Origin of the sequence: Lentzea sp. NPDC058450, from assembly GCF_042721395.1 — a bacterium.
Classification (GTDB): Bacteria; Actinomycetota; Actinomycetes; order Mycobacteriales; family Pseudonocardiaceae; genus Lentzea.
On sequence record NZ_JBHXLO010000001.1, the window covers coordinates 571,096 to 591,535 of the forward strand.

General features: G+C 72.5%; 7 protein-coding genes. All 7 read right to left on the reverse strand.

Translation table 11 applies throughout. The annotated features are described in order from the left end of the window. Positions 1–6: 6 nt before the first annotated feature. The 7 genes from ACFWNN_RS02800 to ACFWNN_RS02830 all read right to left on the reverse strand — a co-directional run bounded on the left by ACFWNN_RS02800 (position 7) and on the right by ACFWNN_RS02830 (position 20,341). Positions 7–1,353, reverse strand: a complete 1,347-nt coding sequence (locus ACFWNN_RS02800; protein WP_382438097.1) for an MFS transporter — start codon at positions 1,351–1,353, stop codon at positions 7–9. Further along, the gene (locus tag ACFWNN_RS02805) at positions 1,353–7,055 is read right to left on the reverse strand and encodes a condensation domain-containing protein (protein ID WP_382438098.1); all 5,703 of its coding nucleotides are present in this window, start codon (positions 7,053–7,055) and stop codon (positions 1,353–1,355) included. Before ACFWNN_RS02805 ends, ACFWNN_RS02800 begins: the two co-directional genes overlap by 1 nt. Continuing rightward, positions 7,052–10,087, reverse strand: coding sequence for a type I polyketide synthase (locus ACFWNN_RS02810; protein ID WP_382438099.1), 3,036 nt, complete (start codon positions 10,085–10,087; stop codon positions 7,052–7,054). The genes ACFWNN_RS02805 and ACFWNN_RS02810 overlap by 4 nt, the downstream gene beginning before the upstream one ends. Continuing rightward, complete coding sequence (locus tag ACFWNN_RS02815; protein ID WP_382438100.1) at positions 10,084–13,311, reverse strand: amino acid adenylation domain-containing protein; 3,228 nt, start codon at positions 13,309–13,311, stop codon at positions 10,084–10,086. Before ACFWNN_RS02815 ends, ACFWNN_RS02810 begins: the two co-directional genes overlap by 4 nt. Next, complete coding sequence (locus tag ACFWNN_RS02820; protein WP_382438101.1) at positions 13,308–16,466, reverse strand: amino acid adenylation domain-containing protein; 3,159 nt, start codon at positions 16,464–16,466, stop codon at positions 13,308–13,310. The genes ACFWNN_RS02815 and ACFWNN_RS02820 overlap by 4 nt, the downstream gene beginning before the upstream one ends. Next, positions 16,463–17,206, reverse strand: a complete 744-nt coding sequence (locus ACFWNN_RS02825) for a thioesterase II family protein (protein WP_382438102.1) — start codon at positions 17,204–17,206, stop codon at positions 16,463–16,465. The genes ACFWNN_RS02820 and ACFWNN_RS02825 overlap by 4 nt, the downstream gene beginning before the upstream one ends. Positions 17,207–17,353: 147 nt before the next feature. Beyond that, complete coding sequence (locus tag ACFWNN_RS02830; RefSeq protein WP_382438103.1) at positions 17,354–20,341, reverse strand: BTAD domain-containing putative transcriptional regulator; 2,988 nt, start codon at positions 20,339–20,341, stop codon at positions 17,354–17,356. Between the last annotated feature and the right edge of the window lie 99 nt (positions 20,342–20,440).

Here is a 20,440-nt window from a genome sequence, read left to right on the forward strand (position 1 = left end):
GGTCTCCTAGTCGGCCAGCGCGGGCTGGCGGTCGAGCGGCTTGGCCTCGGGTTCCGGCTCGTGGTCCGGGACGAGCGTCTCGACCTCGCGGACGTTGCGGTTGAGGAAGCCCGCGACGCCGACGCCGGCGCCGAGCACGCCCACGACCACGAACAGCAGCCCGATGCCCGAGCCCGGTCCGGTGCCGACGAGCCAGCCGAACGTGTCGGCGAGCGCCGTGTCCCCGCGCATCGCCGGTTCGAGCACCTTGTCCACGAGCGGTCCGGCGGCCGCGAAGCCGATCGGGACCGAGAGGTTCTCGAAGAAGTTGCGGGCGGCGAAGACGCGGCCCTGCACCGCCGGGTCGACCTTCTCCTGCCAGATGGTCTGCGCGAGACCGTCGATGAACGGGATGGTCAGCTCGACGAAGAACATCGCCGCGGCCCACGCGATCAGGCCGTCGCCGACGCCGTAGAGGATGCGGCCGACGATGCTGAACACCAGGATCGCGCCGAGCACCACGAGCATCTTGCGGCGCGGCGGCCTCATGAACGCGAGCAGCGTGCCGCCGAGGACACCGCCGACCGCGCCGATGCTCTGCACCAGACCGAGCGTGCCCTCGTCGCCCAGGGTGCGGGCGAGGACCAGCGGCACGATCAGCGCCCACGCCAGTGCGGCGAGAAGGCTGATGGAGAACAGGACGACCTGCACGGCGAGCAGCGGCGGGCGTTCGACGATGTAGCGGAACCCGAACACGCAGTCCTGCCAGAAGGTGCTCTTCTCGCGGTCCTGGCCGGGCACCGGCGGGATCGTCACCACGAGCACGGTGATGATCGCGACGACGTACGTGAGCCCGTCGATGAACAGGATCAGCTTGATGCCGGTCAGGCCGAGCAGCGTGGCGGCGAACGCCGGCGCGAAGATCACCGGGAAGCTCTTGACCGACCACATCATCGCGTTGGCGCGGAGGAACTTGCCCTTCTCCATCATCAGCGCGATGGTCGCGCCGAACGCCGGACCCTGGATCGCGAGCAACGCGCCGGTCAGCACGTTCACCAGGTAGAGGTGCCACAGCTGCGTCGAGTCCGTGAGGAACAACGCGAGCAGGATGAACGTGACGGCGATCGACCCGATCTCGGAGATGATGATCGAGACCTTGCGGTTCAGCCGGTCGATCAGGCTGCCCGCGAGCGGGCTGAAGAGCACGGTCGACCCGAAGCCGCAGAACATCATCAGCGCCATCGACGTGGCCGAGCCGGTGTGCTGCCACACCCAGATGCTGAGCGCGAAGTTCGTCATGCGGGTGCCGAGGGCGGACAGCAGCTGTCCTACCCACATGATCGTGAACGCGCCGAATCCCGAAGGCTTGGGCATTACCTCATCCTGTTCTGGTCAACGAGCTGGCGGAGCAGCCCTTCGATTTCGCCGAGCATCCGGCGCGCGGTCTCCGGCAGGTACATCTCGGTGCCGTAGTTCATCTCGATGCGGATCCGGCCGTCGACCAGTGAGCCGACGACGTCGATGCGGCCGGGCCACTCGGTCCCCTTGTCCTGCAGGACGCCGAGCTCCTCCTGGCACAGCTCGAACAGCTCGTCCGCGCTGGAGAGGTCGGTGAACCCGAACGCACCCGCGTAGTTGACGGTGAGCTGCGGGTTCGGCGTCTCCAGACGCTGCCGGACGGCGGGGTCCGGGTGGTTGTAGCGGAGCAGGCCGTAGCCGATGCCGTTGACGGGCACCTGCTTCAGCTGGCCGGCGAGCGAGGTGATCGCGGCGGTGTCCACCGTGTCGGGCAGGGTGAGCCGGACCGGGTACATGACCTGGAACCAGCCGACCGTGCGGGACAGGTCGAGGCCGTCGAACAGCGCCTCGCGGCCGTGCCCGGTGGTCGCGATCGTCCACTCCGGACCGCCGAACCGGTCCGAGGCCATCCGGACGGACGCCCACACCAGCAGGTCGCTGACGCCGACGTGGTGCGTCTTGGCCAGCTCGCGCAGGCGTGTGGTGGTGTCGGCGTCGATCGTCGTGTGGATGTCCTGCATGACGCCGAACGTGTTGCGGCCGGGCAGGTCGGGCGTCATGTCCTCGCTGCCGGGTGCCTGCCGCTCCCAGTACCCCAGCTCCTGCGAGGGCTTCGGGCCGCGGGCGTACCCGTCGATCTCGCGTGCCCAGTCCCGGAACGACGTGGTCTTCGGGCCGAGGTCGACGCAGCGGCCGGCGAGGACCTGGCGCAGCGCGTTCTGGAAGTCCTCCAGGATCAGGCTGCGCGAGACGCCGTCGGTGACCAGGTGGTGGCAGATCAGCATCACGCGGTCGGGCTCGTGACCGCCGAGTCCGAAGTGGACGACCTTGGCCAGCGGCCCCTCGGCGACGTCCAGCGTCGGGTGCACCTCGTTCAGGTGAGCCTTGATCGCCTTCTCGCGGTCGACTGCGTCCGACACGTCGAACGACACGAACGGCATCGCGCCGTCGACCGGGCCGTGCGAGGCGTGCCAGTCGTCGCCCTCACGGCGGAACCGCAGGCGCATCCCGTCGTGGTGGGCGACCAGCGCGTTCGTCGCCCGCTCCAGCTGGTCCGGCGTCGCCGGCACGCGGAGGCGCAGGTAGTAGGGGTGGTTGAAGTGGGCGGGCGCGACCATCGACGTCGCGAGCGCCTCGAAGAACCAGCGCTGCGCCCCGGTGGCCGGGAAGTCGCCCTCCACCGGTCCCTGGTCCGCGACCTGCTCCGGCGCGTCCGCGACCAGCAGCGCGGCGATCGTGCGCTTGGCCGTGAGCTGGGCCGGGGTGAACTTGATGCCGGCCTGGTTCGCGAGCCACACCACCTGGATCGCGGTCATGGAGTCGCCACCCAGCTCGAAGAAGTCGTCGTGCGCGCCGACCTCGTCGACCTTGAGCACCTCGCGCCACACCGCCGCCAGCGCCTGCTGCTCCTCGGACATCGGCACGCGCAGCAGTGCGGCGATCGTGCGCTTCGCGGTCAGCTGGGCCGGCGTGAACCTGATGCCGGCCTGGTTCGCGAGCCACACCACCTGGATCGCGGTCATCGAGTCGCCACCCAGCTCGAAGAAGTCGTCGTGGACGCCGACCTCCACGAGCTTCAGCACGTCCTGCCAGACCGCCGCCAGCGCGCGTTCGTCGTCGGTCTGCGGCAGCTCCTTCGCCCACGTCTGCTGCGGCAGCTCGCCCAGCAGCCGGGCGAGCTCGGTGCCCAGCACGACGTCCTGGTCGCCCCGCGCGGTCAGCAGGTCGACGACGCGCAGGGCCGGGAACCGGCGGGCGAGGCGGTCGGCGGCGTGGCCGAACACCCCGGGCCACGGCCTCTCGGTGCGCTCGGACGTGGCCAGGACGGCCAGTTCCCCGCCGGTGCGCTCGGTCCAGCGCTCGACCGCGGTGCAGAGCCGGTCGAACGCGAGCTCGAACGCGGCGACGCCACCGTCGAACAGGTCTTCCCACCTCAGCACCAGTGCGGTCGTCCCGTGGCCGAACCCGGCCGCGGGGTCCAGCAGCGGACGCAGGACCTGACCGGCCGGGGTCGTGCTGACGGTGAGCGGCAGGTCCAGCTCGCCGAGCCAGGAGGTCAGCACCGGCAGCACGCCGTCGAGCGGCCGCGACGACGCGATGCCCATCGTCGGGTGGTCCACAGTGGACGACTCGACCACGATGCGCGTGTCGGGGACCTCGACCAGTTCGGTGAGCTGCGCGACGAACGAGTCGAGCAGCTCACCGGCGCCGTCGGTGCCGAACAGGTCGGCGCTGTACTCCAGCGTCGCGGTCAGCTCGCCGTGCTCGGTCGTGAGCGTGAGGAACAGGTCGAAGTCGAGGCTCGTGACCGGCACCTCCAGCGGTTCCAGCTCCAGCCCCGGCCAGGTCATCGCCTCGTCGGGCAGGTCCGCGTAGTTGAACGCGCACTGGTAGACCGGGTGCCGTCCCCGCCGGCGCGGCAGCACGTGGGCGACGCTGGAGAACGGCACGTCACCGTGCTGGTAGCCGTCGACCATCGCGCGGTGCACCCGCTGCACGACCTGCCGGAACGTGAGGCGGCCCGCCAGGTCCACGCGGATCGGCAGCAGGTCGGTGAAACAGCCGACGAGGTGCTCGACCTCCGGCCGCGGCCTGCCCTGTTGCGGCACGCTCAGCACGACGTCCGGCTGCGCGCTGCGGCGGTACAGCACCACCGCGTACGCCGCGAGCAGCGTGGCGAACGGCGTGCTGCCCTCTGCCCGCGCCAGGTCCTTCAGCGCCGCCGCCACCCTGTCCGGAACGACGGACGACGTGCGCCGGGTCTCGTTGCGCTCCGGGCGGTCCGCGGGCACTTCCAGCTGCGACGGCGCGTCGGCGAGGTAGGTGCGCCAGTGCTCCTGGTGCGGTGCGAGCGCCTCGTCGGTGAGCAGGTCCTGTTGCCACGCCGCGTAGTCCGCGTACTGGACGGTCAGGTCCGGCAGGTCACCGGCCCGGTAGCCGGCGGACAGCTCGGCGAGCAGCACTCCCCACGACGTGTTGTCGCAGACGATGTGGTGCATACCGAGCAGCAGGTGGTGCTCCTGCGCGGACGTGCGCACCAGCCGGACGCGCAGCAGCGGCCCGTGCTCCAGGTCGTAGACGTGGGTGGTGTGCTCGGCGAGGAACTCCTCGGGCGAGCCGACCGCCTCGGGCAGCCAGCAGTTCATGTCCGGGTGCACGACCATGACCGGCCGGCCGTCCTGCTCGGCGAACGTGGTGCGCAGGATCTCGTGCCGCTGCACGACGTTCGTGACCGCGGCGCGCAACGCCGGTACGTCCAGCGAGCCGCGCAACGCCACCGCGAACGTGGTGTTCATCCGTGTGGTGGTGGGGTCGAGCTGGGTCGCGGCCCACATCCGCCGCTGGATCGCCGACAGCTCGAGGGGTTCGTCGCGGGAGACCGGCGACAGCGGATGCCCGGTCTCCTGCGGCTCGTCGACGAGCTCCGCCAGCGCCTCGACGGTCGGGTGGGTGAACAGCGCGTGCAGCGAGACGTCGGCGCCGAACTCCGCGAACACCTTGGACAGCAGCTGCGTCGCGAGCAGCGAGTGGCCGCCCAGCGCGAAGAAGTCGTGCGTGACGCCGACCTCGTCGAGCTTGAGCACCTCGCGCCAGACGCGGGCGAGCCGTTCCTCGGTCGGCGTGCGCGGGGCCACCGGGGGCGTGTCGATCGAGACGGCCCGGACGGCGGGCGCGGCCCGTTCGGCCAGTGCCGCCGGCTCGCCCAGCGCGGTGCCGAGCAGGTGCAGGCGGCCGGCCTCCGGGTGCAGCGCGTGGGTCAGCAGGATCGCCAGCGCGGCGAACATCTCCTGCGTGTAGGGGACGTGGCCGAGCTTGTCGGCCTGCGCGTCGAAGGTGGCGCTGACCGGCAGTGCCCCGGCCCAGTCCGCGAACCACGTGGCGTGCACGCCCTCGGTGGAGTCCGCCAGCACCGCGAGCCGGTCGTCGAGGTGGCCGAACGACCGCTCGGACGGACAGACGACGAGGTGCAGCGGCGCGGCCGACCGTTGCCGGTAGGCCGTGACGGCGGTCTCCAGGTCCTGCCAGTTCGCCTCGACCGCGTCGCCGTGCCGCGTCCAGTCCTCCCAGCGCAGCAGCACGACGTCGGCGAGTCTGCCGTCGTCGCCCTGGAGCAGGTGCCGGACGATCTGCTGGTACGGCGCGAGTTCCACGTCCACGGGCAGCCGGAGCACACCGTTGAGCACGTCCAGCGGTGCGCGGACGGGGTCGGCGGTGAACGTGGCGGCGATCGAGATCCGGTCCCGCTGCGGGAGCGTCCCCTCCGCCAGGTCGGTGAGCACGGCGAGGAACTGCTCGCCCAGCTCGCCGACGGTCTCGTCGAGGAAGAGGTCCGCGTTGTAACCGAGGACGCCGCGCAGCTCACCGTCCACTCTGGACAGCACGACGAAGAGGTCGAAGTCGGTCAGCCCGTTGTCGACCTCGAACGGGCGGAACTCGACACCGGCGGCCGTGCGGGGAGCCGACGCCTCGGTGAGGCTCAGCATGGCCTGGAACAACGGGTTCTGGCTCGGGTCGCGCGGCGGGTCGACCGCCTCCACCACCCGTGCGTACGGCGCGTCCTGGTGGGAGTAGGCCTCGCTGATCGCGCGGTGCGTGCCGCGCACCACGTCGTCGGCGTCGCCGTCCAGGTCCACGCGGAGCACCAGCATGTTCGCCAGCGAGCCGATCAGGTGCTCCAGGCCTGGACGGCCGCGGCCGCTCACCGGCATGCCGAGCAGCACCCGGTCCTGCCCGATCAGCGCGGCGAACCCGCTGAGCACCACGGCGTTCAGCGACACGCCGAGCTGCTGGGCGCGCGCCGCGAGCTTCTCCGTCAGCTCGCGCGGCACGACGAAGTGCCGCCGGCCACCGGTGTGCGTCTGGACGGCCGGGCGCGGCAGGTCGGACGGCACGGTGGAGCGCGCCGGGCTGTCCGCGAGCCTGTCCCGCCAGTACGCGAGGTGCTCGTCCATCACCTCGGTGGTGAGCCTGCGTCGCTCGGCGGCGGCGTGCCGGCCGAACGACGTGGTCAGCTCGGGCAGCGTCTCCCCGCCGTAGAACGCGGCGAGGTCGGCGCCGAACACCTCGGCCGACGCGGCGTCGAACACGATGTGGTGCGCGGTCACGAGCAGCAGGTGCTTCTCCGGGCCGAGCACGACGAGCCGGAACGCCACCAGCGGTCCCGCGCTCAGGTCGAACGCGTGCCGAGCATGGTCTTGTGCGACTTCCTCGGCCCGTTCGGGGTTCTCGGACAGGTCCGTGACCTCGATGGCGATGGACACGTTGTCACGCACCCGTTGCCGCAGCTCGCCGTCGCGCTCGAAGAAAGTGGTGCGCAGGGCGGCGTGCCGGTCCACGACCCGGCCGACGGCCAGTTCGAGGGCGGTGCGGTCGAGCGGCCCGGTCAGCTCCAGCCCGAACGGGATGGCGTAGGCGGGGTTGCCGGGGTCGAGGCGGTCGAGGAACCAGAGCTGCTCCTGGGTGAACGACACCGGCTGCGACCGGTCGGCGTTGCGCAGGCGCAGCGCGAGGAGCTGTCTCTGCTCCTCGGTCAGTGAGCTGGTCAGGTGGTCTGTCATGACTGGGAGATCTCCTGGGCGTCCCGCTCGCGGTCCAGTTCGGCCCGCAGCTCTTCCGGTGACATGTCGCGGATCTCGGCAAGCAGCCGGGCGAACTCGTCGTCCTGCTCCGGCTGGTCGTCGCGCAGCTCGTCGATCCGCGCGGCGAGCCTGCGGGGCGTCGGCGCCTCGAAGATCGCGCCCGCCGGGAGGGTGACGTGGAGCTCCGCCGTGATCCGCGCGAGGATCTGGGTGGCCAGCAACGAGTGCCCGCCGAGCTCGAAGTAGTCGTCGTCCGGGCCGATGCGCGCGATGCCGAGCAGTTCCTGCCAGATGCCGGTGACTTTCCCGAGATCGCCTTGGGGCACAACGACCTCGGCCGGCTGCGGCAGCACCTCGACGACCTCGATCGGCCGCGGCGCCGCGCCGGGCAGGTCGATCCAGTGGCGGGCGCGCTCGAACGGGTAACCCGGCAGCGGAACCCTGCGCCGCCGCTCGTCCGCGGTGAGCGCGCCGAGGTCGACCGGCACACCGGCGATCCACATCCGGCCCGCCGCGGCCAGCATCGTGTCGAGGTCGTGCTTGTCCTCGCGCGGGTGCCGCAGCGACCCGAGTGCGGCACCACCGCGCAGGTCGTGCTGGCGCGCCAGGGTCGTGAGGACGTTGCCCGGCCCGACCTCCAGCACGGTCACCGGCTCGGTGAGCAAGGTCGTCAGCCCCTCGCTGAACCGCACGGCCGCACGGGCGTGCCGAGCCCAGTAAGCGGGGTCAGTCGCCTCCTCCGCAGTGATCCACGTGCCGGAGACGTTGGAGACGAAGGGGATCCGTGGCGCGCGCAGCTCGATCCGGCCCACCAGCGCGGCGAACTCGCCGAGCATCGGGTCGATCATCGCCGAGTGGAACGCGTGCGAGGTGTGCAACCGCCGGCACGCGACACCCGCGGTCTGCTCGAAGCGCTCGATCGCCTCGAACGTGCCGGCGACCGTGCTCAGGTTCGGCGCGTTGCTCGCCGCCAGCGACACGTCCGCCGGCAGGTCCAGCCGGTCGGCGCCGAGCGGCACGGACACCATGGCGCCGCCGGGCAACGCGCCCATCAGCGCGCCGCGTGCCGTGACGAGCTCCAGCGCGTCCGGCAGCGAGAACACCCCGGCCAGGCACGCGGCCACGTACTCGCCGACGCTGTGCCCGAGCATCGCGCTCGGCCGCACACCCCAGTGCTCCCAGAGCTTCGCGAGCGAGTACTCGACGGCGAAGAGGGCGGGCTGGGTGAACTCGGTGCGGGTCAGGCGGTCCGCGTCGGCCAGCACCTCGTGCAGGTCGAACGGGAGGAGGGCGGCGCACTCGTCGAGAGCGGCCTGGAAGACCGGCTCCTCGGCGGTGAGGTGGGCGGCCATGCCCGCGTACTGCGAACCCTGGCCTGGGAAGAGGAAGACGACGTCGCGCCGGTCGCCGGAGCCGGTCCAGGCTTCGGAGAGCGCCGTGTTGGTGGGCGTGGTGGTGGTGACGGCGGTCGCGGCGCCGGGCGTGGCTGCGCCAACAGCGGGCGCGGATGCGAAGCCCTCCCCACCGCCGCCCACCACCGCGGCCAGCCTGTGCCGCAACGTCTTCCGCCCCGTCCGCAACGTGTACGACACGTCCGCGAGCTCCTGACCTCCACCGGCGAGGTGCACGGCCAACCGCCCCCGGCTCTCCTCCAAGGCCTCCTCACTCCCGGCCGACAGCACCACCAGGTGCCGCGACCGGACCGGCGGCATCGGTTCGGGCGATGGCGGCTCCTCCAGCACGGCGTGCGCGTTGGTGCCGCCCATGCCGAACCCGCTGACCCCGGCCCGGCGCGGGCCCTCCAGCGGCCACGGCGCCGCCTCGCGGTTGACGAAGAACGGGCTGTCCGGAAGCCCCGTCTCGGGGTTCGGCGCGGTGAAGTACGGGCTGGGCGGTACGACGCCCTCCCGCACGGCGAGCGCGGCCTTCACGAACCCGGCGACGCCGGCCGCCGCGTCCAGGTGGCCGATCAGCGCCTTGACCGACCCCAGTGCGCAGGCCTGCGGCGGGTGCACGAACGCCTGCGTCAGCGCGGCCACCTCGATCGGGTCGCCCAGCGGAGTGGCGGTGCCGTGCGCCTCGACGTAGCCGATCGTGGAGGAGTCCACTTCGGACAGGTCGTGCGCGGCCCTGATGACCCGCGCCTGACCGGTGACGCTCGGTGCGGTGAAGCCGACCTTGCTCGCGCCGTCGTTGTTCACGGCGGTGCCCTTCACCACGGCGTGGATCGTGTCGCCGTCGGCGAGGGCGTCCTCCAGGCGGCGCAGCACCACGGCGGCGACGCCGTTGCCCGCGACCACGCCGTGCGCGTCCGCGTCGAACGGAAGGCAGCGGCCGTCGGCGGCGAGGATGCCGCCCTCGGTGTGCTGGTAGCCCTCGTGCACCGGCGGCCGGATCGACACGCCGCCCGCCAGGGCGACGTCGCAGTCGTGGCCCAGCAACGCCTGGCATGCCACGTGGATCGTGACGAGCGACGACGAGCACGCCGTCTGCACGGTGATCGCGGGACCGGTCAGGTCGAGGTGGTAGGCGACGCGGCTGGCGAGCGTGTCCTTGTCGTTGGCCAGCAGCAGGTCGAGCGGCTGCAGGCCGCCCGGCACGGCGGGGTTGCCCCACAGGTGCCGCAGCAGGTACGTGTCAACGCTCGCCGAGGCGTAGACGCCGACCTCCCGCCCGCCGCCGAGGTGGCCGGCGTGCTCCAGCGCGTGCCAGGCGCACTCCAGGAACACCCGCTGCTGCGGGTCCAGCACGGCCGCGTCGCGCGGGCTGTAGCCGAAGAGCTTGGCGTCGAAGAGCTCGATGCCGTCGAGCGCGCCGCCCATGGGCACGAACCCCGGCTCCGCGCGTCGTTCCGCCGATACGCCGGCCGCGTCGAGCTCCTCGTCGGTGAAGCGGCGCACGCCGGCCTCACCGGCGAGCACGTTGTCCCAGAACTCGTCCACTGTGGACGAGCCCGGGAAGCGGCCGGCCATGCCGACGACCGCGATCTCCAGTCCGGTGTACTCCGTCACGACTTCCTCCCCCGAGCCAGCAATGCCTTCCTGCCACCGGCGGACCGCGTCTCCACCACGCCGCCGCCGTCGAAGTGGGCGGCCAGCGCCCGCACCGTCGGGTAGGTGAAGAGCGTCACCGTCGGAACCTCCCGTGCGAACAGCTCCGCCAGCCGGCTGCGCGCCTTGACCAGCAGCACCGAGTTGCCACCGAGGTCGAAGAAGTTGTCGTCGGCGCCGACACCGTCCATCCGCAGCACCTCGCGCCAGACGTCGGAGATCGTCCGCTCGGTCTGGTTGCCCGCGGGCACCACGACCCGTTCGGAACGCACCGACTCCGGCTTCGGCAACGCGCGGTGGTCGAGCTTCCCGTTGGGGTTGCGCGGGATCGTCGGCACCGCGACGAACGCCGACGGCACCATGTACTCGGGCAGCCCGCGCCGCAGCGAGGAACGCAGCTCCGCGGCGTCGATCTCGCACCCGTCGGCGGCCACCGCGTACGCGACCAGCCGCACGTCGCCCGGCACGTCCTCGCGGGCGATCACGACCGCCGCGCGCACCGACGGGTGCGCGCACACCGCGGTCTGGATCTCGCCCAGCTCGATCCGGTAGCCGCGCAGCTTGATCTGGTCGTCCATCCGGCGCAGGAACTCGACCTGGCCGTCGGGCCGGAACCGCGCGAGGTCACCGGTGCGGTACAGCCGCCCGCCGCCGAACGGGTCGGCGACGAACCTCTCGGACGTGAGCTCCGGCCGGTGCAGGTACCCGCGCGCCACCTGCACGCCACCGAGGTGCAGCTCCCCCGGCACGCCGACGGGCAGCGGTTCGCCCTGTGCGTCCAGCACGTAGGCGGTGCTGCCGGTGATCGGGCGTCCGATCGGCAACGGGCTCTCGGTGCCGTCGCACTCCGCGGCGGTGATCCAGATGGACGCCTCGGTGGGCCCGTAGACGTTGAGGAACCGCCGGCCCACGGCCCACGCGGCCGCGACCTCCTCCGGGCAGGCCTCGCCGCCCGCCATCAGCGTCCGCAGGCCGGGCACGGCGGCGGGGTCGGTCAGCCGCAGCACGGTCGGCGGCAGGCACGCCACGTCGACGCGCTGGGCGTTGATCGTGCGGGCCAGGTCGGGGCCGGGCTGCAGGTCGTGCTGCGCGGCCAGGACGACCGTGGCACCGGACCGCAGCGTCACCATGATGTCGGCGACCGACACGTCGAAGCTGAACGACGCGAACTGCAGCATCCGGTCGCCCGGCCCGATGCCGAGCATCCGCGCCAGCTCGTCCGCGAGGTTCACGACGCCGCGGTGCGGCAGCATGGCGCCCTTGGGCTTGCCGGTCGACCCGGACGTGTAGATCACGTACGCGAGGTCGTCCGGTTCCACGGTCCGCGCGAGCCGTGCCGCGGGCACCCCCGAGAAGTCGGTCTCGTCCAACGGGAGCGTGGCCACGCCGGGGAAGCGCGACGAGAACGCCGCCAGCGTCACGACCACGCGCAGTCCGGAGTCGGCGACCATGTACGCCAGCCGGTCCGCCGGGTACTCCGGGTCGAGCGGCACGTAGGCGGCGCCGGACTTGAGCACACCCTGTTGCGCCACCACGAGGTCGAGCGACCGGGGCAGGCTGATGCCGACGAAGTCGCCCCGGCCGATGCCGCGCGACCGCAGCAGGTGCGCGAGCCGGTTGGCGCGCTCGTCCAGTTCCCGGTAGGTCAGCTCCTGGTCCTCGAACACCAGCGCCACGGCTTCGGGGGTGCGATCGGCGGACGCCTCCGCCAGCTCGTGCACCAGGACGCCGTCGAGCCGGGCCGCCGGAACCGGGTTCCAGTCGTGGAGAATCTGCGCGCGCTCGGCTGGAGTGATCATGGTCAGACGGCCGACCGGGCACGACGGGTCGGCGAGCCCGGAGGCGAGCAGGGTCTCCAGGTGGCCGAGCAGTCGGCGGGCGGTCTCGGGTTCGTACAGCGCGCTGTCGAACTCCAGCAGGCCGGTGATGCCACCCTCGGTGGACGTGACGCCCAGCTCCAGGTCCCACTTCGCGGTGCCGGAGTGCGCCGGCACGCGGGAGATCTCGACGCCCGGCAACGACAGGAGCGAGTGCTGGCCGTCCTCCATGCCGACGATCGTCTGGACGACGGGCTGGTGCGCGGTGCTGCGCGGCGGGGCCAGCGCCTCGACGACGCGTTCGAACGGCAGCTCCTGGTGCTGCTGCGCGGCCAGCGTCGTGTCGCGGACCTGGTGCAGCAGCTCGATGAAGCTGACCTCGGCGTCCACCCGGTTGCGCAGGGCGACGGTGTTGACGAAGAAGCCGAGGGCGTCCTCGATCTCGGCCCGCCGGTTGCCCACGTTGGTGCCGACCACGATGTCGTCGGCGCCGGAGTACCGGTGCAGCAACACGGTCCACGCGGTCAGCAGCACCATGAACGGCGTGACCCGCTCGGCGAGGCAGAACGCGTCGAGCCTCTCCTTCAGCGCGGCGGGCCAGGCGAACTCGACGGCACCGCCCCGCATCTTCATCACGGCCGGACGCGGGTGGTCCGACGGCAGTTCGAGCACCGGCGGCACCCCGGCGAGCTGCGTGGTCCAGTACTCCAGCAGCCGCGCGCCTTCGGGACCGTCGAGCCACCCGGTCTGCCAGCGGCTGAAGTCCAGGTACTGCGCGGGCGCGGGTCCGAGATCGCGGGCCGAGTACGCGGCCTCCCACTCGGCGAACAGCAGCTGGGTGCTCCACCCGTCGCAGACGATGTGGTGCATCGACACGAGCAGCAGCGCGTCGGTGGCGTCGAACACCACCAGCTCCGCCCGCAGCAACGGCCCGTCGGCGAGCGAGAACGGCTCCCCCGCCACCTCGGCGGCACGCTCGGCGGCGAACGCGTCGCGGTCACCAACGTCCACATGCGACACCGCGAGCGAGAACTGCGGCTCCGGCAGGATCACCTGGCGCGGCTCGCCGTCGAGGTCGAGGAACACGGTCCGCAGCACCTCGTGCCGCAGGCCGACCTCCAGCAACGCCCTGCCCAGCGTGTCGGCGTCGACGGTGCCGCGCAGCCGGAAGGCGTACGGCACGTTGTAGACGGCGCTGCCGGGGTGCAGCTGGTCGAGCAGCCACAGCCGGCGCTGCCCGGACGACACCGGGTAGACGCCGAAGTCCTCACCACGTTCGGCGAGCTGCGCGAACACCGCCGCCCGCTTCTCGGGGTCCAGCGCCTTCAAGCGCCGCAACACGTCCTGCACGACTTCCCCTCCAGTCACAGATCGAGCAGGTCGGCGACCGAACGCGAGGCCCTGGCCTCGGCTCGGATCACGCCGACGGGTACGGGTGTGGTGTCGCGCAACCGGTCGACCTCGGTCGCGATGCCGGCGACGGTCGGGTGGTCGAAGAGCGACCGCATCGGCAGCCGGACACCCAGTTCGCTCTCGACGCGGGCGAGGATCCTCGCCGCCTTCAGCGAGTGGCCGCCGCAGTCGAAGAAGTTGGTCTCGCGCCCGACGGACTCCGTGCCGAGCACCTGGCGCCACAGGTTCGCGACCGCGACCTCGGTGAGCGTGCTCGGCTCGTCGAGCTCCTCCTCGGCGGCGATCTCCGGGTCGGGCAACGCGCGCACGTCGAGCTTCCCGTTGCGGGTCAACGGCAACGACTCCAGCGGCACCAGCGCGGACGGCACCAGGTAGGCGGGCAGCGCGGCGCGCACGTACCGCGCCAGTTCGTCGAGCTGCTCGTCGCCCGCCTGTTCCAGCACGACGTACCCGACCAGGCGGACGTCACCGGCGGCGTCCGGGAGCGGCACGACCACGGCCTGACGCACCAGCCCCGACGAGTGCAGGCAGGCCTCGACCTCACCGGGTTCGATCCGGAAGCCGCGGATCTTCACCTGGCGGTCGGCCCGGCCCAGGTACTCGAAGGTCCCGTCCGGCAGCAACCGCGCGAGGTCGCCGGTCCGGTAGAGCCGCGCGCCGGGCCTGCCGCCCAGGTGGTCCGGGACGAACCTGTCGGCGGTCAGCGCGGGGTTCCCGACGTAGCCGCGGCCGACGCCGTCACCGCCGATGCACAGCTCGCCCACGGCCAGCGGCGGGACCGGCTCCAGGTACTGGTCCAGCACGTAGAGCTGGGTGTTGCTCAGCCCGCGCCCCAGCGGGATGCGGCCCGGCACGCGCTCGCACTCGTGGCTCGACGCGAAGGTCGTGGTCTCGGTGGGGCCGTAGCCGTTCACGACGTGCCGGGGACCGCCGGGGTGCGCGATGAGCGCGGCGACCGCGTGCTCGTCCGGCTGCTCGCCGCCGAACACGAAGTAGCGCAGGCCGGACAACGCGCCCGGCAGCTCGCGTGCCACGTGCATCGCGACGGACGTGGTGAGGAACAACGTGTCGATCGCGTTGGCCCGCAACCACTCCCCCAGCGCCGCCGGGTCGAGCGCGACGTCCTTGGGCAGGCCGACCAGCCGGCCGCCGTTCAGCAGAGCGCCCCAGATCTCGAACGTCGCCGCGTCGAACGTCGTCGTCGAGGCCTGCGCGACCCGGTCACCGGGTGCGAAGTCGACGTAGTTCGTGTCGCGGACCAGCCGGACCACGTTGCGGTGGCTGACGCCCACGCCCTTGGGCATGCCGGTCGACCCGGACGTGTACATCACGTACGCGAGGTCGTCCGCGACGAGCGTCCGGTGTGGACGGTCCGCCGGGCAGGTGAGGACCATCGCCGACAGGTCGACCAGCTCGACGTCCAGCTCGACGGCGCGGCCGGTGATCACCACGGCGGCGGAGGCGTCCTCGCACAACGACTGCAGCCGGTCGAGCGGGTACTCCGGGTCGAGCGGCAGGTACGCGCCACCGGCCTTGAGCACGGCGATCGCGGCGACGATCCAGTCCACGCCGCGTTCCAGCAGGATGCCGACGGGCTTTCCCGCGGCCACGCCGAGGGTACCGAGGTGGGCGGCGAGCCGGTTGGCCCGCTGGTCGAGTTCGGCGTAGGTGAGCCGCACGCCGCCGAACTCGACGGCGACGTCCGCGGCGAAGCGGTCGACGGTCTGTTCGAACAGCTCGACGAGCGTCGCGTCCGCCGGGTACGCGGTGGCGTTCGCGTTGAGCTCGCGGACGATCCGGCCGCGCTCGTCGCCGGAGAGCAGCGACAGGTTCGACAGCCGCGTGTCCGGCGCGCTGGTGAGCTGGCCGAGCACGGTGGCGAAGCGCTCGGTCAGGTCGACGACGTCGGCGCGCCGGTACAGCGCCGTGCGGAACTTGACCCAGCCGCGCATCTCGCCGCTGCCGGAGTCGGGCAGCTGCAGTTCGAGGTCGTAGAGGCTCTGGTCGCTGGTGCCCTGGACGAACGTGAACACGCACCCGCCGGCGGCCAGCGGACCGGACAGCGGCGGCGGGGACGCGAAGACGACCTGGAAGACCGGGTGCCGGTCGCCGTCCCCGGTCTGCCCGAGCGCGGAGCAGACCTCGTGGAACGGCGTGTCGCGGTGGTCGAGCGCGTCCAGCACGGAGCCGCGCACGACGTCCATCACCTCGCTGAACGTCGGGTCCCAGCCGAGGCGCACCCGCAGTGCCAGCATGTTCACGAAGTAGCCGGCCAGCTCGTGGGTGTCGGCGTGCTCGCGGCCGGCCGACGGTGAACCGACCACGAGGTCCGACGAGCCGGTCAACCGGTGCAGCAGCACGGAGAACGCGCTCAGCAGCACCATGAACGACGACGACCGGTGCGTGCTCGCCGCTCGCCGAACCGCGTTCGCCAGGTCCTCCGGTACGACGAGGGGCAACGACTCGGCGGCGAAGTCCGGCGGCGCGGGACGGGTGCGGACGGCCGGCAGCTCCAGCGGTTCCGGCAGGTCGGCCAGCTCGGTGAGCCAGTGCTCCACGCCGCCGGCGAGCGGCGCGATGTCGCGGTAGGCGACCGCGGGCCGGGGCAGCGCGACGTCCCCTCCGTCGACCGCGGCCTGGTAGCAGCGCGGCAGCTCGTCCTGGATGACGGCGACGGACGCGCCGTCGATCGCGATGTGGTGCACCAGCAGCACGAGCTGGTGGCGGTCGTCCTCCAGGCGCAGCAACACGATTCGCAACGGCAGCCCCGACGTGATGTCGACGCGGCGGGCGAGTTCGGCCGCTACCAGCGCTTCGGCGCGTGCCGCGCGTTCGGCCGGTGCGAGGTCACGGAGGTCGCGTGCCGCGATCGACACGTGGGCCTCCAGCGCGACGGACGCCACGAGGTCGTCGCCGTCCAGCCGGTAGCTGGTGCGCAACGGCTCGTGCCGGTCGATCACCGCGTTCAGCGCGGCCGCGAGCGCGTAGGTGTCGAGCTCGCCGGTGATCTCCACGTGCACCGGCACCGTGTTGAAGGTGACGTCCGGCGCGAGCTGGTCGGAGAACCAGATCTGCTGCTGGCCCCGGGTAGCGGGGAACTGGTCGGTCACTGCACACCTTCCCTGGCCGCGAGCGACCGCACGACGCTCGTCACCGCCGCCGGATCGTCTTTGAGGTAGAAGTGGCCGCCCGGCCGGACCACGAGGTCGAAGCCGGCGACGGTGTGGTGCCGCCAGGCGGCGACGTCGGCCACGGTCGCGAGCGGGTCGTCGGTGCCGGAGAACGCGGTGACCGGCACGTCGACGACGTCGTGCGTGCCGTGGAACCCGGCGCACACCGACAGGTCGGCGCGCAGCGTCGGCAGGATCAGCGCGAGCATGTCCTTGTGCACCACCAGGTCTGCGGGCACGCCGCCGAGCGTGGTCATCCAGTCGAGCAGGCCCGCGTCGTCGAGCAGGTGGGGTGCGCCGCCGAACGCGAGGTGCGGCGCCTTGGCCGCGGACACCACGAGGTGCTCGACCTGCTCACCCAGGCGCCGGGCCACGTCGAACGCGAGCAGCCCGCCCATGCTGTGGCCGAACAGCACCACCGGTGCCGCGATCTCCGCGCGGATCGCCTCGGCCAGCGGTCCGGTGATCGCGGCGGCCTCGGTGAGCGCGGGTTCGCCGAAACGGCGTTCCCTGCCCGGCAACGCCGCGACCCACACCTCGACCGACTCGCCCAGCAGGTCCGCCCAGTCCCAGTAGGCCGACGCGCCACCCCCGGCGTACGGCAGGCACACCACCCGCAGTGCCGCGGCCGGCCTCGGCTTCGGGCGGACGAGCCAGCCGCTTCCCCCGTTTTCGTTCACCAGACGAAGCTACGAAGCGGGTCTTAGCGCACCCTTCAGGAAACCTGACGGCTCTCTTATGCCTGTCCTGCCAGCACAAACGCGGCCGGGGCCGCCGTTCGCACCAGCGCGGCGCGAACGACGGCCCCGGCCGTCACGACAACGGGCTCAGCCCGCCCGAAGAACCTCCGAACCCTGGCCACCGAACAGGTCCGGCTCGGCGGGCCGGACCCCGATGTCGCGCATCTGCTCCAGGTACACCTGGTACCGCCGCCGCGCCTCGCCGTGCCGTCCGGCCGCCCGCAGCGCCCGCACCAGCCGCACGTGCGCGCTCTCGTCGTAGCGGTCGAGCTCGAGCATCCGGATCAGGTAGCCGACCTGCACATCGGGATCGCGGACCAGCCGCACCAACGCCCGCAGCACGGCCGTGTACCGCGCGCCGACCTCCTCGCGCACCTGGACCGCCCACTGCTCGTAGGGCTCCTCGGCCAGGAACTCGCCGAGGTACAGCTCGTCGGCGTCGGTCAGCAACGAGGCCGCGGCCGGGTCGCCGCGCCGGTCCGCCACGAGCGCGGTGCCCGCGGCGTCCAGGAACCCGGCGACGTCGAGGTCCACGAAGGACAGGTCGAGCGACACCGTGTCGCGGTCCGCCACCAGCGGTTCGGCGTCGGCCGGCAGGCCCGGCACCGACAGCACGGCCCGCAACGTCGACAGCAGCACGGACAGCCGGTTCGCCGTGCGGTCCGAACGGTCGTCCGGCCACAGCAGCTCCACGAGCTGCGGCCGCGGCACCGCCCGTCCCCGGTTCGCCGCCAGGATCTTCAGCAGGTCGCGCGCCTTCTTCGACTGCCACGACGCGGCCGGCACCGGGACGCCGTCGCGCAGCACCTGGAACCCGCCCAGCGTCCGCACGGCGATCCGCGCGCGCCGACGCGTTCCCACGCCCAATACGTCGGCCATCAGGACGTCGGTGCGCACCCCGTGCGCCCGCAGCTCGTTCTCGAACGGCGTCGTCTCGGCACCGGTGGAGCGCGCCAGCGCCAGTTCCGCGGTCACCGCGCCCACCGGGTCGCCCGCCGCCCGCCACACCATCGCGGCCTCGGCCAGCAACGCCGGACCGTCGGCCGAGGTCACCGCCGCCAGCTGCAACGCGTCCGCGAGACCCGCCCGGTCACCACGCCTGCCCGCGAGCGACCGAGCCGTCGCCGCGTCCGCCCGCGCCGTCTCCCGGTCCCCCGCGAGCACCGCGACCCAGCCGCGGGCGAGCAGCGCGGGCACCTCGCGCACCCGCAACACCTGGCTCGTGGCAACGGCTTCCTCGGCCAGGGCCCGCGCGGCCACCGCGTCCTCGCCCGCGACGACCCGCGCGAGCGTCGCCCGCACCAGCGGGTCGCCACCGGGCAGCGCCAGGGCCTCGTCCAGGAACGCCTGCGCCTGACCGGGTTCCCCACGCCTGCGGTGCGCTTCCGCCTTCACCACCAGGTTCTTCGCGCACCCGCCGGCGTCGCGCAGGGCGTCGTCAAAGCGTCCCAGCCGGACGGCCGCCAGCGCCCGGACGCCGCGGCAGTCCTGCTCGTGGCCGGTGAGCCCGGCCTGCCTGCCGAGGACGAGCAGCTCGTCGACCTCGGCGAGCGCCTGCTCCGGCCCGAACTCGTCCGCGAGGAACCGCGCGCGCTCGCACCGGATCGTGAGCTCCAGCATCCGGCAGCCGGCCCGCCGCGCCCGGTCCGCGGCCCGGCCGTAGTGCATCTCGAACGCCACCCGGTCGCCACCGAAGCCCGCGAGCACCCCGAAAGCCCTGCTGCTCCAGGCGAACGCGCCGTGCCCGCCGCACCTCTTCGCGGACTCGGCGCACCGCTCGGCCAGTTCCTCCGCGCGCTCGATGCGCCCGGTCTCCCGGAACCAGCGCACCGCGAGCGACAGCAGCCGCACCTCGTCGAGGGACGCGATGTCGTCGAAGACCGTGCGCTCGAACACCTCGACGGCCTGACCGGTCTGGCCCGCGAGCGCGTGCAGCTGCCCGCGGCGCCACGACGACCGCACGGTGTGCTCGCCCGCCTGCTCGTAGCAGTGCAGCGCGCCGAGCCAGTCCCCCTTGTGCTGCAGGGCGAAACCCCAGACCAGGTACAACCGCGAGTCGTCGATCTCCAGCTGTTCCAGGGCGGCGAGCACCGCGTCCGCGTCGCCGCCGGCCACGATCTGCTCGTCGCGGCGCAGCAACAACCGCGCGACCAGGTCCCACCTCCGCACGGCGACCAGGTGCGCGAGCGCGTCGGCGTGCGCACCGGTGCGTTCGCAGAACACGGCAGCCTTGAGCCGGATCTCCTCGTCCTCCAGGCCTTCCTGGCGCAGCACGTCCGCGACGGGTTCGAGGACGCGCCAGTCCGGCCCGGTGACCAGTCCCCGCCCGGCCAGTCCGGCCAGCGTCTCGCGCACGTCGGAGAACCCGAGCGCCACGCAGAGCGCCGTGGACGCCTTGCCGAGCAACGCGATCGCCCGCACCAGGTCCTGGTTCCGCTCGGGTTCCGCCGCCAGCACGGACGCCGCCATCTCCTCGGTCATCTCGCCGTGGCACACCGCTGCGGGCCAGCCGCCGGTGCGCGCCAGCACCTCCCCCGCGTCCCCGCCGACGAGCGCGGCGATCTCCTGCTCGGAGAAGGCGAGCTCGCGCGCGCCGACCTCGGCGGCCGGTCCGGGGTCGAACGCCAGCGCGCCGCGGGTCAGCAGCACCAGGCCGAACCGGTCGGGGCTGTTGCGGCACAACGCCTCCAGCAGCCGGGCGCTCTCGCCGCGCACCGCACCGGCGTCGTCCACGACCAGCACCAGGGGTTCGTCGAGGTGCACGTCCAGCAGGCCGCAGATCAGGGCGGCGACCGTGTCGGCACCCTGGGCCGTGGTCGTGATCAGCTCGGCGGGCAGACGCGGTAATCGCTGTCTCAGCGCGCGCAAAAGCCCGCGCGACAGGCGTTCCAGCGACACGTCGGCGGCGTCGAGCCACGCCGCCCTGCGCGTGGCCGCCCACCCCGCGACCGAAGTCGTCTTCCCCCAACCGGGCCCGGCCGACACCACGACCACCTCGTGGGCGGCCGCGGCGTCGAGCGTCGCGGTCAGCGAGGGCCGATCCACCAGCCTTGCGGGTAACGCGGGCTGCAGCATCTTCGAGCACCACTTCCTACCTGTACGACCTGTCGGAAGCAGTGCACCAACGCCGTGCATCCGTGCCGCATCGATGACCGATGCACGGATGTCGTCGCT

What these genes read in the sequence shown, in the direction of transcription:
- ACFWNN_RS02800 (WP_382438097.1), bottom strand. Translation starts at nt 1,353, where the DNA reads ATGCCCAAGCCTTCGGGATTCGGCGCGTTCACGATCATGTGGGTAGGA.
- ACFWNN_RS02805 (WP_382438098.1), bottom strand. Translation starts at nt 7,055, where the DNA reads ATGACAGACCACCTGACCAGCTCACTGACCGAGGAGCAGAGACAGCTC.
- ACFWNN_RS02830 (WP_382438103.1), bottom strand. Translation starts at nt 20,341, where the DNA reads ATGCTGCAGCCCGCGTTACCCGCAAGGCTGGTGGATCGGCCCTCGCTG.